At 55.0% G+C, this 14,379-nt stretch carries 15 protein-coding genes; 4 read left to right on the plus strand and 11 right to left on the minus strand.

Annotation, left to right across the window (positions count from 1 at the left end; genetic code table 11):
- Positions 1–7 precede the first annotated feature (7 nt).
- Both JDW22_RS12545 and folE2 read right to left on the minus strand, forming a co-directional pair.
- A complete protein-coding gene (locus tag JDW22_RS12545; RefSeq protein WP_200523319.1) occupies positions 8–343 on the minus strand; it encodes a hypothetical protein in 336 nt (111 codons plus the stop codon).
- A 175-nt stretch (positions 344–518) separates the two neighbouring features.
- Positions 519–1,292, minus strand: a complete 774-nt coding sequence (gene folE2 / locus JDW22_RS12550; protein ID WP_200523320.1) for a GTP cyclohydrolase FolE2 — start codon at positions 1,290–1,292, stop codon at positions 519–521.
- A gap of 258 nt (positions 1,293–1,550) precedes the next feature.
- Between folE2 and JDW22_RS12555 the strand changes: the two genes are divergently transcribed.
- Complete coding sequence (locus JDW22_RS12555) at positions 1,551–2,705, plus strand: trans-sulfuration enzyme family protein (protein WP_200523321.1); 1,155 nt, start codon at positions 1,551–1,553, stop codon at positions 2,703–2,705.
- Here JDW22_RS12555 and JDW22_RS12560 read toward each other — a convergent pair.
- The 4 genes from JDW22_RS12560 to JDW22_RS12575 form a co-directional block, all read right to left on the minus strand.
- Positions 2,666–2,890, minus strand: a complete 225-nt coding sequence (locus JDW22_RS12560; protein WP_200523322.1) for a hypothetical protein — start codon at positions 2,888–2,890, stop codon at positions 2,666–2,668. The genes JDW22_RS12555 and JDW22_RS12560 overlap by 40 nt on opposite strands.
- 222 nt (positions 2,891–3,112) lie before the next feature.
- A complete protein-coding gene (locus JDW22_RS12565; RefSeq protein ID WP_200523323.1) occupies positions 3,113–4,561 on the minus strand; it encodes a LutB/LldF family L-lactate oxidation iron-sulfur protein in 1,449 nt (482 codons plus the stop codon).
- Positions 4,558–5,256: a LutC/YkgG family protein gene (locus JDW22_RS12570; protein WP_200523324.1), complete on the minus strand. Its 699-nt coding sequence runs from the start codon at positions 5,254–5,256 to the stop codon at positions 4,558–4,560. Before JDW22_RS12570 ends, JDW22_RS12565 begins: the two co-directional genes overlap by 4 nt.
- A complete protein-coding gene (locus JDW22_RS12575) occupies positions 5,253–6,008 on the minus strand; it encodes a (Fe-S)-binding protein (protein WP_200523325.1) in 756 nt (251 codons plus the stop codon). Before JDW22_RS12575 ends, JDW22_RS12570 begins: the two co-directional genes overlap by 4 nt.
- Positions 6,009–6,423: 415 nt before the next feature.
- On the opposite strand from JDW22_RS12575, the gene mutL reads away from it, so the two are divergent.
- Both mutL and JDW22_RS12585 read left to right on the plus strand, forming a co-directional pair.
- Complete coding sequence (gene mutL / locus JDW22_RS12580) at positions 6,424–8,361, plus strand: DNA mismatch repair endonuclease MutL (protein ID WP_200523326.1); 1,938 nt, start codon at positions 6,424–6,426, stop codon at positions 8,359–8,361.
- Positions 8,362–8,488: 127 nt separating this feature from the next.
- On the plus strand, positions 8,489–8,731 hold the full coding sequence (locus JDW22_RS12585; protein WP_200523327.1) for a hypothetical protein: 243 nt from the start codon (positions 8,489–8,491) through the stop codon (positions 8,729–8,731).
- On the opposite strand, the gene JDW22_RS12590 is transcribed toward JDW22_RS12585, so the two are convergent.
- From JDW22_RS12590 to JDW22_RS14045, 4 genes are all read right to left on the minus strand, one after another.
- Positions 8,728–9,633: an SEL1-like repeat protein gene (locus JDW22_RS12590; protein WP_235965510.1), complete on the minus strand. Its 906-nt coding sequence runs from the start codon at positions 9,631–9,633 to the stop codon at positions 8,728–8,730. The two genes, JDW22_RS12585 and JDW22_RS12590, sit on opposite strands and share 4 nt — an antisense overlap.
- A gap of 187 nt (positions 9,634–9,820) precedes the next feature.
- Positions 9,821–10,816 carry a branched-chain-amino-acid transaminase gene (gene ilvE / locus JDW22_RS12595; protein WP_200523328.1) on the minus strand — a complete coding sequence of 332 codons (996 nt, stop codon included), beginning with the start codon at positions 10,814–10,816 and terminating at the stop codon, positions 9,821–9,823.
- Positions 10,817–11,233: 417 nt separating this feature from the next.
- On the minus strand, positions 11,234–12,526 hold the full coding sequence (gene hisD / locus JDW22_RS12600; protein ID WP_200523329.1) for a histidinol dehydrogenase: 1,293 nt from the start codon (positions 12,524–12,526) through the stop codon (positions 11,234–11,236).
- Positions 12,527–12,620: 94 nt separating this feature from the next.
- On the minus strand, positions 12,621–12,755 hold the full coding sequence (locus JDW22_RS14045; protein ID WP_268884250.1) for a hypothetical protein: 135 nt from the start codon (positions 12,753–12,755) through the stop codon (positions 12,621–12,623).
- A 42-nt stretch (positions 12,756–12,797) separates the two neighbouring features.
- On the opposite strand from JDW22_RS14045, the gene JDW22_RS12605 reads away from it, so the two are divergent.
- Positions 12,798–13,895: a 5-methyltetrahydropteroyltriglutamate--homocysteine S-methyltransferase gene (locus JDW22_RS12605; protein ID WP_200523330.1), complete on the plus strand. Its 1,098-nt coding sequence runs from the start codon at positions 12,798–12,800 to the stop codon at positions 13,893–13,895.
- Positions 13,896–13,987: 92 nt separating this feature from the next.
- Here JDW22_RS12605 and JDW22_RS12610 read toward each other — a convergent pair whose 3' ends face one another.
- Entirely contained in the window at positions 13,988–14,251 is a 264-nt protein-coding gene (locus tag JDW22_RS12610; protein WP_200523331.1) for a hypothetical protein, read from the minus strand.
- Positions 14,252–14,379: the final 128 nt, after the last annotated feature.

Raw genomic sequence — 14,379 nt, forward strand, 5'->3', positions numbered from 1 at the left:
GGGTTCCTTAATAGTTGGTGGTGCGTTGAAATTCGGCGGCTTTGGCGCGTAGTTCGCGCAGGGCTTCGGGGTTGCCGCACAGTTTTTCTTTTTTGAAGCCTGATACTTGCCCTGTGGAGTGGGAGACTTCTATGCGGTAATAGGTGCAGCCGCTGAGGATGTTTACATCCCAGTTAAACCAGTCTTTATCGGTGGAGACGATTCTGCCGCCGTGGGAAATGCGTTTTGCCATGCGGATGGCGTTTTGTTCGTCGTCGGTGGCGATGCGTTGGGGCTCGGCGGTGGCGGCGAGGCTGCTGGTGAGCAATAGGGCGGCGGCGAGCCATTTGAGTTGAGGTTTCATTATGCGTCCTTTGTGAAGTGGGGAAAGTGGGGAATATAACGAGGCGCGGGCGGCTTGGCAAATGGGCAGCCTAAAAATGGGGCGGGGTGTTGCAAAATGGGGTGTATTGATGCGTTTCAGGCTGCCTTTGCATCATCGCGCAGCATAGGCAGCCTGAAAACGTTATTGTGCTCATTCAAGGAAACGCCACCAGCGCGTAAGCCGAATGGTTGTGGATGGATTCAAAATTCTCGCTTTCCACGGTGAAGGCGGCGATGCGCGGGTCTTGCTTTAACACGGTGGCGATGTCGCGCACCATGTCTTCCACAAATTTCGGGTTTTCATAAGCGCGCTCGGTAACGAATTTTTCGTCTGGGCGTTTGAGCAAGCCATAAAGTTGGCACGATGCTTGGCTTTCCACCCAATCAATCGCTTCTTCTATGGCAACAGGCTCGCGGCAGCGCAAGGTGAGCGTAACGTGAGAGCGCTGGTTGTGCGCGCCGTAATCGGAGATTTCTTTGGAGCAGGGACAAAGGCTGGTTACGGGCACGGTGATTTTCAGGCTGCCGATAAAGGCGTGGTTTTGCATTTCGCCGATTAGGGCAACATCGTAGTCCAGCCAAGATAGGCAGCCTGAAACGGGTGCGGCTTTTTGGCGGAAAAAGGGAAAGGCGATGCTGATTTTGCCTGCGTTGGCTTCTAGCCGCGCCAACATATTGCGCGTGAGCGTTTCCAGCGCGGCAAAATCCAGCGCGGTGCGTTGTTCTTCCATCAGCGCAACAAAGCGCGACATGTGCGTGCCTTTTTGCTCGGCAGGCAGCGCCACCGTCATGCTGATGCGGGCAACGGTGGCTTGTTCGCCTGTTTGGCTGAGAATGCGAATGGGAAAGCGCAGGTCTTTAATGCCAACTTGGTTGATGGGGATGTTGCGCACATCGGGCGTGCTTTGCACATCGGGCATAGGGGTCATTGAAGTATCCTTGATGGGTGTAGGCAATTTTAAAATTGGTTTGGCAAGGCGGGTGGCTGAACCCTGCGGCAGCCTGAAATAACGGTCAGGCTGCAACGGCGGTTTCAGGCTGCCCGAAAGTGGCGCAAGTATATCACTATGCCCTGTTTTGAAATACAATCGCCACCTTTGATTTTCCCTTTTTTCAGCAGGCTGAAAAGCATCCAAACCTGTTTACAGGCAGCCTGAAAACCCATCTCCCACCGCAAAGGAGTCGTCATGAAATTCGCCACCCAAACCATCCATTCCGCCTACAACCCCGATGAACACAACCGCGCGTTGATGCCACCCCTATACCAAAACAGTATGTTTGCCATGCACGAATTGGGCGAAAACATCCCCTTTCGTTATTCGCGCTTGGGCAACCCCACGCGCAAGATTTTGGAAGACACCGTTGCCCAGCTAGAACACGGCACGCACGGCTTTGCCTTTGCCAGCGGCATCGCGGCGATTGATTGCATTTTCCGCACCTTTTTGCAGCCTAATGACACCATTGTTGCCGTGTCCGATATTTACGGCGGCAGCTACGATTTGCTCACCAATGTTTACGCCAAATGGGGCGTGAACGTCATCTTTGCCGACTTAACGCAGCCTGAAAACCTAGACCGCATTCTCGCCGAAAACCAAGTGAAACTATTATGGCTAGAAAGCCCATCCAACCCGCTGCTGCGCTTGGTGGACATTGAATTGCTGGCGCAAAAAGCCAAAGCGCACGGCGCATTAGTCGGCATGGACAACACCTTTGCCACGCCGTATTGCCAAAATCCGCTGGATTTGGGCTGCGATATTGTGTTCCATTCCGCCACCAAATATTTATGCGGGCATTCCGATGTGTTGATGGGCGTTGCCGTGTTGAAAGATGCCCAGCTTGCCAAGCCCTTTGCCAACATGATGGTGGAAACAGGCGGCGTGGCAGGGCCAATGGATTGCTGGCTAGTGTTGCGCGGCATCAAAACGCTTGCCGTGCGCATGAAGCAGCATTTGGAAAACGCGCAAATCATCGCCGAAAAACTGTGCCGCCACCCCGCCATTGAAAAAGTGTTCTACCCCGCCTTGCCCAGCCACGAGCATCACGAATTAGCCAAACGCCAAATGCGCGGCTTCGGCGGCGTGGTAACCGTTTACCTGAAAAACGACACGCGCGAAGCCGTGAACCGCTTTATCGCGCACAGCAAATTGTTCACGCTCGCATCCAGCCTCGGCGGCGTGGAATGCTTGGTGAACCATTGCTACTCGCAATCGCATAGCGGCATGGCGCACGATGTAAAAATCGGCTTGGGGATTAAAGTCGGCTTGCTGCGCCTATCCATCGGCATCGAAGACGTGGACGACATTTATGCCGATTTGGACCAAGCGTTGAATGCGACTTTGTAAACCGCGATAACGCCCATCCCGACACCCAAAGGCAGCCTGAAACCGAGAAACCGCGTTTCAGGCTGCCTTGATGCTTTGCGGCAGCCTGAAATCGGCAATGGAGCGGCGACGGCGGGTGGCCAAATGACGCATGCAATAGGGCTTCGCGGGTTGGCAAAGATGCCGGCAAGCCTTGGATGCGCCATGGGTTTACAGGTTTGCAAAAGGTTCGGATGGGTTTTCAGGCTGCCTCCGTTTAACGGGCTAAGGGATTACCGCAAGACAGGGCAGGGCAGCTATTAGGGCATGGGGCAGCCTGAAAAGCCATCGCACGCCGCCGCCAATCTTTGCCGCAAACAATAAGGATAAGGCAGCCTGAAAACGGTATTTCCCGTTTTCAGGCTGCCTCAACGTGTTAGCGCGGTCATTTAAACTTTGCGCTCATTCTTTTCTTTCATCATCTGATGCAGGGTTTTCGCCGCAGGGCGCATCGGCGCGTGGTTTCTCGTCCAGCCCATTTGCCAAGGCGGCGTTAGGCTGCGGAACGTGGTCGCCGCCCAGCCCAGCGTGCGGTATGCCTTAATCTTGCCAAACGAGCCGCTGAACACGCGCCAAGCCATGCTCTCGCCCAAGCTGTGCGACGCGCCTTGCCCTTTAATCGGATACGCCACTTGCTCTGTGGGCGAGCGTTGCGCTTCTTGGCGCAGGCGTTGCATCTGCTCGGTAATCGGGATTTTCACAGGGCAAACTTCCACGCACGCGCCGCACATGGTGCAGGCGGTGGGCAAATCGCGCGTTTTTTCCAAGCCCATCAGGTGCGGCGAAATAATCTCGCCAATTGGGCCGGGGTAGGTGGTGCCGTAGGCTGCGCCGCCCACGCGCGTGTAAACAGGGCAATGGTTCATGCACGCGCCGCAGCGGATACATTGCAGCGTGCGGCGCATTTGCTCTTCGCCGTAGGCTTGCGTGCGCCCGTTGTCCAGCAGCACAAGGTGCATTTCTTGCGGGCCGTCCAGCTCTTCGCTGCGGCGCGGGCCGGTAATCATGTTGAAATAGGTGGTGATGTTTTGCCCAATCGCGGTGCGCGGCAGTTGGCTGTATAACGGCACAACGTCGGTAAGCTTGGCGACCACTTTTTCAATACCCGTGATGGCGATGTGCACGGGTGGCACGGTGGTGGACAAGCGTCCATTGCCTTCGTTTTCCACCAAACACAGCGTGCCTGTTTCGGCTACGGCGAAGTTTACGCCGCTCAAACCCACATCAGCGGTGCGATAAATATCGCGCAGGGCTTGGCGGGCAAAGCCTGTGAGTTTGTCCACATCATCGGTGAGTTCTGTGCCCAAGTTGTCGTGGAAAAGCTGGCTCACTTGCTCTTTGGTTTTGTGAATGGCGGGCATCACGATATGGGTGGGTTTTTCGCCCGCCATTTGCACGATAAATTCGCCCAAATCGCTTTCAACCGCGCGCATGCCTTTGCTTTCCAAATGGTGATTGAGTTCAATTTCCTCGCTCACCATCGATTTGCCTTTCACCATCAGCTTGGCTTTGTGCGTTTCCATGATGCCGTAGATGATGTTTTGCGCTTCTTCAACGGTTTCCGCCCAATGCACGCGCACGCCAAGGCGGGTGAGATTGCTTTCCAGCTGTTCCAGCAAATCGGGCAGTTTGGACAGCGCGTGTTGGCGAACGTGCTCGCACAGCGTGCGCAACATTTGCAATTCCTCTTCGTCTGACAACACCAGTTTGCGCTTGGTCATCAGCATATCCATGGCGGTGCGCAGGCTTTTGCGCAGCGGTTTGTCGGCAAGCGCGGCTTCGGTGTTTTGCTTGAAGGTTTCGGGGCGCGGGTGGATTTTGATTACTTGCGTGGTCATGCTTGTTCCTCCAAATCGGCAGGGTTGATGTGTTCGGGCAACACCGCCAGCACCACCAAATCGCGCGGCCCGTGCGCGCCAAACGCCAAAGTGAGCTGAATGTCGGCGGTTTTGGACGGCCCCGAAACCAAGATGATGTTGGTGGGCATCTCATCAACCAATTTTTCGCCTGTTAAGGCGGCGTAAAACGTGTCGTACAGTTTGCGGGTGTCAAACAAGCAAAAATGCACGGGGGGAACAAGGCTTTGGCTGCGCGGCTCTTCTACCGAAGAAACCAGCATCACCGTGCCGGTGTGGGCAATGCCGCAAAGCGATGCGGTGAAACCTGCGTCCACGTTGGCAAAGAAATCGTTTTTCCAGTCTTCAATTTTTTGCTCAAAGCCGCGCGTGGCGAAACCTGCTTGCGCTAACGCCGTTTCGGCGCGTTTGCCGTGCGCGGTTTGCGGCGAAAGCAGCATATTGCGCAGCCCTTTTTGCTGCGCCACTTCCACCAGCGTGTTTTCCCAATCGTTTTCGCGTACCCAAAAAATCTCGGTTTTCACCGCACGCATGGTTTTTGCCCAATGTTTCAGGCGTTCCACTTCGTTGTCCCATGTGGGCGACATTTCTTGATAGTAATCAGCAGTTTGCGGTTCAGCCATTGGATAGGCATTGGCTTGGCGCAGCTTGGCTAAAATGTTCTCGCGTGCGTTCATGCTTTCACCCCCGTGCGTTCCAGCAAGAAGGTGGAAATGTGTTTGGGGCGCGGCATATTGGGCTCGTCTTTTTCAATTTTGCCGCCGATGTTCATCATGCAGCCCGCGTCTGCGCTCACAATTTCCACCGCTTCGGTTTCTTTGAGCGCGGCAACTTTGTCGCTCACCATTGCGCCTGAAATGTCGGCGTGTTTCACTGAGAACGTGCCGCCGAAGCCGCAGCATTCGCTTTCGTGGTCGTGTACCACGCGCTCCACGTTTTTCAGGCTGTCTATCAGCTTCCAGCCCGAAAGGTGCACGTTCATTTCGCGGCGCGCGGTGCAGGAAGTGTGCACGGCAACTTTAATTGGCTCGCCTTTATCTTCGGGCTGATAGCCGATGTTGAGCAGAAAATGGGTGAACTCCACCACGCGACCGGCAAGCTCGTTGGCGCGCGCTTCGTATTCGCTGCCCGCAAACAGGGTGGGCCAATGCAGCTTCATCATGCCACCGCATGAGCCTGATGGCACGACAATGGGCCAATCTTCGGGGAATAAATCCAGCTGCGCTTTGGCAACGGCAAACGCTTCTTTTTCGTGCCCGGACGAATAAGCGGGCTGCCCGCAGCAGCTTTGTTCCATGGGGAAATGAACGTTGATGCCCAAAGATTCCAGCAGCGTCATGGCATCCATGCCTGCTTGGGGCATAAACATATCTAAGATACACGTGCCAAAGAAATAGACATCGCGCGGATAGGTGGTGTTTGTGTTCATGGTTTGTTTTCTTTTTGATAGTAGAAACGGCGGGATGCCGTGCGGGGTAATGTATTGTAGTTACATGTAGTCTGTCAAGATGGTTTGTTAATGTTTGTTAGACTTTGTTTACTGAATTTTAATCGGCAAGACGGCGGGATATTTTTTTGCAAAGCGCGGATTTTACGGCAGATTGTGATGGTAATCGGGTGTTTGTTGGCATGGATAGGCGGAATGATTGGTGAAAAATAGCTAATCGGTGGAGCGTGATACCGCCAAAAGGATTAGATTTTGTTTTATGAAATTACAAGATTGCCCGCGAAGGCAGCCTGAAAACGCATGAAACGGATTTTGCCGAGCCGATACGGCATCCAAAAGGTGGTTTCAGGCTGCCTTTGCTATAATCCGCCCACTTATTTCAACGCTTATTCTCACCATGTCCAGCATCCAATTTCTCCCCTCCCATCTCATCAACCAAATCGCCGCGGGCGAAGTGGTGGAACGCCCCGCCAATGCGCTCAAAGAAATCGTGGAAAACAGCCTAGACGCGGGCGCAACGCACATCAGCGTGGAAATCGCGGGCGGCGGCATCAAACTTTTGCGCGTGTGCGACAACGGCTGTGGCATGGAAGCGGACGATTTGCCGCTCGCGCTGTCGCGCCACGCCACCAGCAAAATCAAAAGTTTAGCCGATTTGGAACACGTTAAAAGCATGGGGTTTCGCGGCGAAGGGCTGGCGAGCATCGCATCCGTGTCGCGGCTCACACTCACCAGCCGCACCGCGCACAATGCCCACGCACACCAAATCCGCGCGGTGGATGGCGCGTTGGGCGAGATTGCCGCCGCCGCGCACCCAATCGGCACCACGATTGAAATCGCCGAGCTGTTTTTCAACACGCCCGCGCGGCGCAAATTTTTGAAATCGGAAAACACCGAATATGCGCATTGCGCCACCATGTTGGAGCGGCTGGCGTTGGCGAACCCCTCCGTGTCTTTTTCTTTAAAAAACAACGGCAAATCCGTGTTTGACTATCCCGCGCAAACCCTGCCCGAGCGCGTGGCGGCGATTGTGGGCGCGGCGTTTCAGGCTGCCTCGTTGCCGATTGACAGCCAAGCGGGCGAAATGGCGTTGCGCGGCTTTGTGTCCAAGCCCACCTTTGCGCAGGGCAAGAGCGACAAGCAGTTTTTCTTTGTAAACAACCGCTTTGTGCGCGATAAGGTGATGCTGCACGCGGTGAAGCAGGCGTATCGCGATGTGTTGCACCACCAAATCACACCCGCGTTTGCGCTGTTTTTGGATTTGCCCCCCGAGCAGGTGGATGTGAACGTGCATCCCACCAAAACCGAAATCCGTTTCCGCGACAGCCAAGCGGTGCATCAGATGATTTTTCACGCGCTAAACAAGGCGTTAGCCGAAACCCGCGCCGATGTAACCGAAAGCGTGAGCAATGCGGGCGCGCTTTTGCAACAGCGGTTTGCACCCCAGCCCAATCTTCCCGCCCACCCCGCCGCGCCCGATGCAACCCCGTTTACAGGCAGCCTGAAAGCCGAAGGCTTCAATGGTATGGAGACGGAAATCCCCGCCGCAGATGCCTTTTCAGGCAGTCCCAAATCCGCGCCCATGCCCTACCAAGCCGCTGCGCGCGCACCGCAACAACGTCCGCTGTCGCTCAATGAAAACCGCGCCGCCCTGCGCGCCTATGCCGAGCTTTACCGCGATGATGACGATTTGCCCGCGTTTGCGCCCCGCGCCGAGCCCGCGCAGCCCAATGGGCAGCCTGAAAACGCTTATCCGCTGGGCTTTGCCATCGCGCAGCTGCTGGGCATTTATGTGTTGGCGCAGGCGGCAGACAGCTTGATTTTGGTGGATATGCACGCCGCTGCCGAGCGCGTGAACTACGAAAAAATGAAAGCGCAGCGCAGCGCATCAGGCAGCCTGAAAACGCAAATGCTGCTGATTCCCGTCGCCTTTGAAGCCACGCACAACGAGCTTGCCGCGCTCGCCGACCACGCCGCCGAGTTGGCACAATATGGCTTGGATTTGGCAGATTTGGGCAACGGGCAAATTGCCGTGCGCGCTGTGCCGCAGATGCTGGGCAAGGCAGACGTTGCCGCGCTGGCGCGGGATGTATTGCGCGAGTTGGCGGCGGTGGGCAGCAGCCAAACCATTGAAGCCAAAGAAAATCAGATTTTAAGCACCATGGCGTGCCACGGCTCCATCCGCGCGGGGCGACAATTAACCCTGCCCGAAATGAACGCGCTGCTGCGCGATATGGAAGCCACGCCGCGCAGCAACCAATGCAACCACGGGCGGCCCACTTGGGTGAAACTGACGCTAGCGGATTTGGATGGGCTGTTTTTGCGGGGGCAGTAGCGAGCGATTGAGGCAGCCTGAAAAAGGGGGAAAGCGGTTTGCGGCTGGGCGGGTGGGCTGAAACCTTTGCAGTAGGTCGGGCATTGATGCCCGACGTTTTTTTGTTGTCGGCGGTTGTCAGGCATCAATGCCCGACCTATTGGGTTTCAGGCTGCGCTGGCGGGGAGTAGAGTGTGAGCCGCAGGCACGCACGCGGTTTTGGGTGGAGAATGGCGTGGGCGGCAAAGCATGCGCCCCTTTTTGGATGATGCGAGTTGGGGAGATTGGGCGTTTGGCAAATCGTTTAGCTGCGCGGTTTAACTGTGCGCAAAAAGGCAGCCTGAAAACGTGTTTTCCGTTTTCAGGCTGCCTTAATATTGGGGGCGGTTAGCGAATGCCTATTTCTCGTAATTTTTGTAGATTATCGCGGGCAAGTGCTTTGGGTTCAGTATTTTCTTCTGTATCAGGCTGCGCCAGTACTTTTTGCCACCACGCTTTGGCTTGTTGGTAATTTTTTGCCACGCCAAGACCATTGGCATACATTGCACCCAAATTGTTTTGCGCCTGAGCAACTCCCTGATTAGCAGCTTTTTGATACCACGCTAAGGCTTGTTGATAGTTCTGTGCTATGCCTTGCCCTTTTTCATACATTTCACCCAAATTGTGTTGCCCAGCAGCATCTCCGTGATTAGCAGCTTTTTGAAACCACGCCACCGCTTGCTTATCATTTTTCGCTACGCCTTGACCATCGCGATACATCAATCCTAAATTATTTTGCGCCTTAGCATCCCCCTGATTAGCCGCTTTTTGATACCACGCCATCGCTTGCTTATCATTTTTTGCCACGCCACGACCTTTTTCATACATTACACCTAAATTGAATTGCGCATCAGAATACCCCTGATTAGCCGCTTTTTGATACCACATCATTGCTTGTTGATAGTTCTGTGCCACGCCGCGACCTTTTTCATGCATCACACCCAAATTGAATTGGGCAGCAGCACTTCCTTGATTAGCCGCTTTTTGATACCACGCCATTGCTTGTTGATAACTCTGTACCACGCCTTGACCGTTGTTATACATCGCACCTAAATTATTTTGCGCCATAGCATCCCCTTGCTGTGCCAGCGGCTGCAATAGGTGAAACGCTTGCTTATAGTTGCCAGCGTTATAAGCTGCCATAGCTTGTTCAAATTGCGTTGTGTTATCTGCCCAAGCAGGCGTGGCGGTTGCTAGCAGCAATGCCGCCCATATTGCGCTCATTTGTGGTTTAAAAAATGGGTGCGTAAACATTTTGAAATCGCCTTTCTATAAAAATTGGGCGGCATCTGCCGTTGTGGGGTGAAAAAATGTGCTTGTTATTGGGTGCAGTAAAGTTTGTTTTCTAGCAATTTTCTCGCCATTTTGCGCAAAAAGGCAGCCTGAAACGGTGTTTTTCGTTTTCAGGCTGCCTTTTGTGTGATGGCGTGGGTAACGCGGTTTACACGCGCACTAACCAGTCGTATTTGTCTTCTGCCAAGCCAAATTGAATATCGGTAACGGCTTTGCGGATGGCGGTGCCGCGCTCGGTGCTGGCAACGGGGATTTCTTTGCCGTCAATCACAAAGCTGGTAACGGGCGAAATCACGGCGGCTGTGCCTGTTAGGATGGCTTCTGCGCCTTGCTCTACGGCGGCTTTGAGCTCGGCTACGGTGAAGTTGCGCTCGCTGATGGTGTAGCCCATGTCTTTGGCGATGGTTAAAACCGAATCGCGGGTTACACCGTGCAAAAATTCGCTGGTGAGCGGTTTGGTGATGATTTCGTTGCCGTTAATCAGGGCGAAGTTGGCGGCGGCGGTTTCTTGCACGTCGCCATTGGGGCAGAACAGCACTTGGTTGGCGCCGTGTTCTTCTTTGGCTTTGAGCACCCATGCCAGCGCGGAGGCGTAGTTGCCGCCGCATTTGATGCGTCCCATGTGTGGCGCGCAACGGGCGTGTTCGGTTTCCACCAGCAGCTTCATGGGTGAGCCAACTTTAAAATAATCGCCCACGGGGGAGGCGAGAATATAGAGCAGGGCGTTGGCGGATGGGGTGGCGGCCTTGCCGATAACGGGGTCGGTGCCGATGAGCGTGGGGCGCAGATAGAGCGAGGCGGGGGCATCGGGGATGATGTCGCTGGCGCGGCGCACCAGTTCAACTAAGGCAGCCTGAAAAGCCTCGGTTTCGGGCGCGGGCAAATGCAGCAGGCGCGCGCTTTGCTGCATGCGGGCGATGTTCATGTCGGGGCGGAATAGGTGGATGCTGTCGTCGGCGTGGCGAAAGGCTTTCAGCCCTTCAAAGCATTCGCTGCCGTAGTGCAGGCTATGCGCGGCGGGGGCGAGGGTAAATTCGCTGCTGGATTGCCAGCGGGTGGGCTGCCATGCGCCGTTTTCAAAGGCGAGAACGGGCATTTCGGGGTGGAATACGCTGCCGAATACGGCGGGGACTTCGCGTGCCATGAGTGTTCCTTTCGGGGTTGTGTTAAGCGGGTGTTAAAAAGCGTGAAGATACTCTTTGGATGGGGCGTTGGCAAGTTTTGGGCTGATTTCGCGGATGGGGAGCGGCAGCCTGAAAAAGGGTTGGTGTTTTGTGGTTCGCTTTGAGCGTGGCTTTAACCATGCGCTTTCTGCCGGCGGGACGCTTGTTTTTTGCTTCGCCAAAGTGGGAGAACCTGCATTCGCCATCTGCACGGCTGCTTTTTCCTTTGTTGAACACGTCTGCCGCGTTGCCAAGCCAAGTTAACAGAACCGCCTTGCATTCGTATTCACCAAATAAACATTTGTGATGGCTTAGGCAGCCTGAAACCCAATCCATCCGACAAAAAAACCGTTTGGCACAACACCAAACGGTTTTTCAGGCTGCCTAAACCGCCACGCTCAATCCTTCAACCGAAACTCCGCCGCGCGCGCATGGGCGGTCAAACTTTCGCCGTGCGCCAACACGCTGGCGATTTTGCCTAATTGTTGCGCGCCTTGTTCGGAAACTTGAATTAGGCTGCTGCGCTTTTGGAAGTCATACGTGCCCAAGGGCGAGGAGAACCGCGCGGTGCGGCTGGTGGGCAGCACATGGTTGGGGCCGGCGCAATAGTCGCCCAAACTTTCGCTGGTGTAGCGTCCCATAAAGATGGCGCCTGCGTGGCGGATTTTTTTTGCCCATGCGGCGGCGTTTTCCACGGAAAGTTCCAAATGCTCGGGCGCGATGTAGTTGGCGATGGTGCAGGCTTCGTCTAGGTCTTTTGCCAAAATCATCGCGCCGCGATTGCCCAAGCTGGCTTCAATAATCGCGCGGCGCGGCATGGTGGGCATCAGGCGCGTCATGGCAGCCTGAATTTCGTCTAAATAATCGGGCGAGGTGGCGATTAAAATGGCTTGGGCGATTTCGTCGTGCTCGGCTTGGCTAAACAAATCCATCGCCACCCAATCGGCGGGCGTGCTGCCATCGGCAATCACCAAGATTTCGCTGGGCCCCGCCACCATATCAATCCCCACCACGCCAAACACGCGGCGTTTGGCGGCGGCAACAAAGGCATTGCCCGGCCCTGTGATTTTGTCCACCTGCGGCACGGTTTGCGTGCCATACGCCAGCGCGGCAACGGCTTGCGCCCCGCCGATGGTATAGACTTTGGTAACCCCTGCGATATACGCCGCCGCCAGCACAATATCGTTGCGCTCGCCCTGCGGCGTGGGCACCACCATAATGATTTCGGGCACGCCCGCCACATGGGCAGGCATGGCGTTCATAATCACGCTGCTGGGATACGCCGCCTTGCCGCCCGGCACATAAATCCCCACGCGATCCAACGGCGTGATTTGCTGCCCCAGCAGCGTGCCATCGGCATCGGTGTAGTGCCACGATGCTTGTTTTTGGTGTTGATGGTAGCTACGCACGCGCTCGGCAGCCGTTTGCAGCGCAGTTTGCACATTTTCAGGCAGCCTGAAAAACGCCGCTTTCAAATCGTCTTGCGACAGGATTAAATCTGCCATGCTTTGCGCCTGCGTGCCGTCAAAGCGGTTGGTGTATTCCAGCACCGCCGCGTCGCCACGCCGTTGCACATCGGCGCAAATATCGGCAACGATTTGGTCAATTTTGGGGTCTTGTGCGGTTTCAAAAGCAAGCAGCGCTTGCAATTCTTGCTGAAATTGGGGCGATTGAGTGGAGAGGCGTTTCATGATGCGTTCCTTTGCGAGCGGAGAAAAAGGCTGAGGTAGCCTGAAAATAGTGAATACAGGTTCTAAGACGAATGGGATTGTACCAGCGATAGCATCAGGCAGCCTGAAAACGCAGTTTGAGATGCGCGGTTAGGTTTAACGAAAACGCCCCCATAGCGTTTTCAGGCTGCCTCCAAGCCCAAACCATTCCGCCTAACCATTTGCGAACAGGCTTAACTTGTTTTAACATTCTGGCTCAATTTGTTTACCCCACTACAAAAAGGAACGCCTCATGAGCAAAACCCTCCCCCTACACGCCGACACCGTTGGCAGCTATCTGCGCACCGCTGCGCTCAAACAAGCTCGCGCCGACTTCACCGATGGCAAAATCAGCCGCGACGCGCTCACCCAAATAGAAGACCAAGAAATCGCCAAGCTGGTGCAAGACCAGCTAGATGCAGGCATCCAAGTCATCACCGATGGCGAATTTCGCCGCTCGTGGTGGCACATAGATTTCCTAGAAAACCTAAACGGCATTGAAGGCTTTATCCCCGAGCAAGCCTATGCGTTTAAAAACACCGAAGTTCGCAAATACAACACCCGCTGCTGCGGCAAAGTATCGTGGAACGAAAACCATCCCTTTATCCAGCATTATCAATCGCTTGCAAAAATTGTCGGCAACCGCGGCATCGTAAAATACACCATCCCCAGCCCCAACCAGCTGATGTATCCGTTTATCTGGGACACAGGCGTGTATGCCAGCAAGCAAGCCTTTGCCGAAGACGTGCGCCAAACCTATAAAGACGCCATCCGCGCGTTTTACAACGCAGGCTGCCGCTATCTGCAAATCGATGATGTGTACTGGGGCACGCTGTGCAACAACTACGGCAAAGCAGACTTTGATTTTGAAGGCAGCAAAAAAATCGCGCTGGAAAACATCCAAGCCATTTTGGCAGACAAACCCGCCGATATGACCATCACCACCCACGTTTGCCGTGGCAACTATAAATCATCCTACCTGCTCAGCGGCGCATACGACCCCGTTGCCCCCGAGCTATTCGGGCAAACCGCCTACGACGGCTATTTTTTGGAATACGACACCGACCGCGCAGGCGGCTTTGAACCGCTCAAATACTTCAACGATAACCCACACAAAGGACGCATCGTGCTGGGCTTGATTACATCCAAATTCCCCGAGCTGGAAGACAAAGCTGCCGTCAAAGCACGCATCGCCGAAGCGGCAAAAATCGTGCCATTGGAACAACTGGCGCTGTCGCCGCAATGCGGTTTCGCTTCCACCGAAGAGGGCAATATCATGACCGAAGCGCAGCAATGGGCGAAAGTGAAGCTGGTGGAAGAAATCGCCGCCGAGGTTTGGGGCGAGGATTAATCGTTGTTTGAATGGGAAACAGCCGTTTGCAATAAACAAACGGCTGTTTTGTGTTTTTCAGGCTGCCTTGGTGGTTTGAGGCAGCCTGAAAATTAAGATTGGGCAAAATGGTCAAACCCTGCGTGGGGCAGATGGATTTCGTTGCCTTGGGCGTTGAGGATTTTCAGGCTGCCTGAATGGTTGATTTTGCCGATGCGGTGCACGGGGGTTTGCGCGGTTTGGGCGGCAGCCTGAATTTGGCGGCGATTTTCTGGCGGGGCGGTGAAGAGCAGTTCGTAGTCGTCGCCGCCGGCGAGCGTGAGCTCGTGCACGATGTGTTCAGGCAGGGCTTGGCGCAGCTCGGGCAGGGTGGGCACGGCATGGGCAGAAGTGTTGAGCGCCGATGCCTACGCTGCCTTTGAAGAAAGCGGCGACGTGCGCGCGATGGGCGCGAAGTTCTGGAACGAAATCATCAGCATGGGCGGCAGCCGCAGCGCGATGGAAA

Source organism: Kingella bonacorsii (assembly GCF_016623605.1).
GTDB lineage: Bacteria > Pseudomonadota > Gammaproteobacteria > Burkholderiales > Neisseriaceae > Kingella_B > Kingella_B oralis.

Coding starts and splice junctions, on each gene's coding strand:
- JDW22_RS12545 (WP_200523319.1), bottom strand. CDS start 343: ATGAAACCTCAACTCAAATGGCTCGCCGCCGCCCTATTGCTCACCAGC.
- folE2 (WP_200523320.1), bottom strand. CDS start 1,292: ATGACCCCTATGCCCGATGTGCAAAGCACGCCCGATGTGCGCAACATC.
- JDW22_RS12555 (WP_200523321.1), top strand. CDS start 1,551: ATGAAATTCGCCACCCAAACCATCCATTCCGCCTACAACCCCGATGAA.
- JDW22_RS12560 (WP_200523322.1), bottom strand. CDS start 2,890: ATGGCGCATCCAAGGCTTGCCGGCATCTTTGCCAACCCGCGAAGCCCT.
- JDW22_RS12565 (WP_200523323.1), bottom strand. CDS start 4,561: ATGACCACGCAAGTAATCAAAATCCACCCGCGCCCCGAAACCTTCAAG.
- JDW22_RS12570 (WP_200523324.1), bottom strand. CDS start 5,256: ATGAACGCACGCGAGAACATTTTAGCCAAGCTGCGCCAAGCCAATGCC.
- JDW22_RS12575 (WP_200523325.1), bottom strand. CDS start 6,008: ATGAACACAAACACCACCTATCCGCGCGATGTCTATTTCTTTGGCACG.
- mutL (WP_200523326.1), top strand. CDS start 6,424: ATGTCCAGCATCCAATTTCTCCCCTCCCATCTCATCAACCAAATCGCC.
- JDW22_RS12585 (WP_200523327.1), top strand. CDS start 8,489: ATGCCCGACCTATTGGGTTTCAGGCTGCGCTGGCGGGGAGTAGAGTGT.
- JDW22_RS12590 (WP_235965510.1), bottom strand. CDS start 9,633: ATGTTTACGCACCCATTTTTTAAACCACAAATGAGCGCAATATGGGCG.
- ilvE (WP_200523328.1), bottom strand. CDS start 10,816: ATGGCACGCGAAGTCCCCGCCGTATTCGGCAGCGTATTCCACCCCGAA.
- hisD (WP_200523329.1), bottom strand. CDS start 12,526: ATGAAACGCCTCTCCACTCAATCGCCCCAATTTCAGCAAGAATTGCAA.
- JDW22_RS14045 (WP_268884250.1), bottom strand. CDS start 12,755: ATGTTAAAACAAGTTAAGCCTGTTCGCAAATGGTTAGGCGGAATGGTT.
- JDW22_RS12605 (WP_200523330.1), top strand. CDS start 12,798: ATGAGCAAAACCCTCCCCCTACACGCCGACACCGTTGGCAGCTATCTG.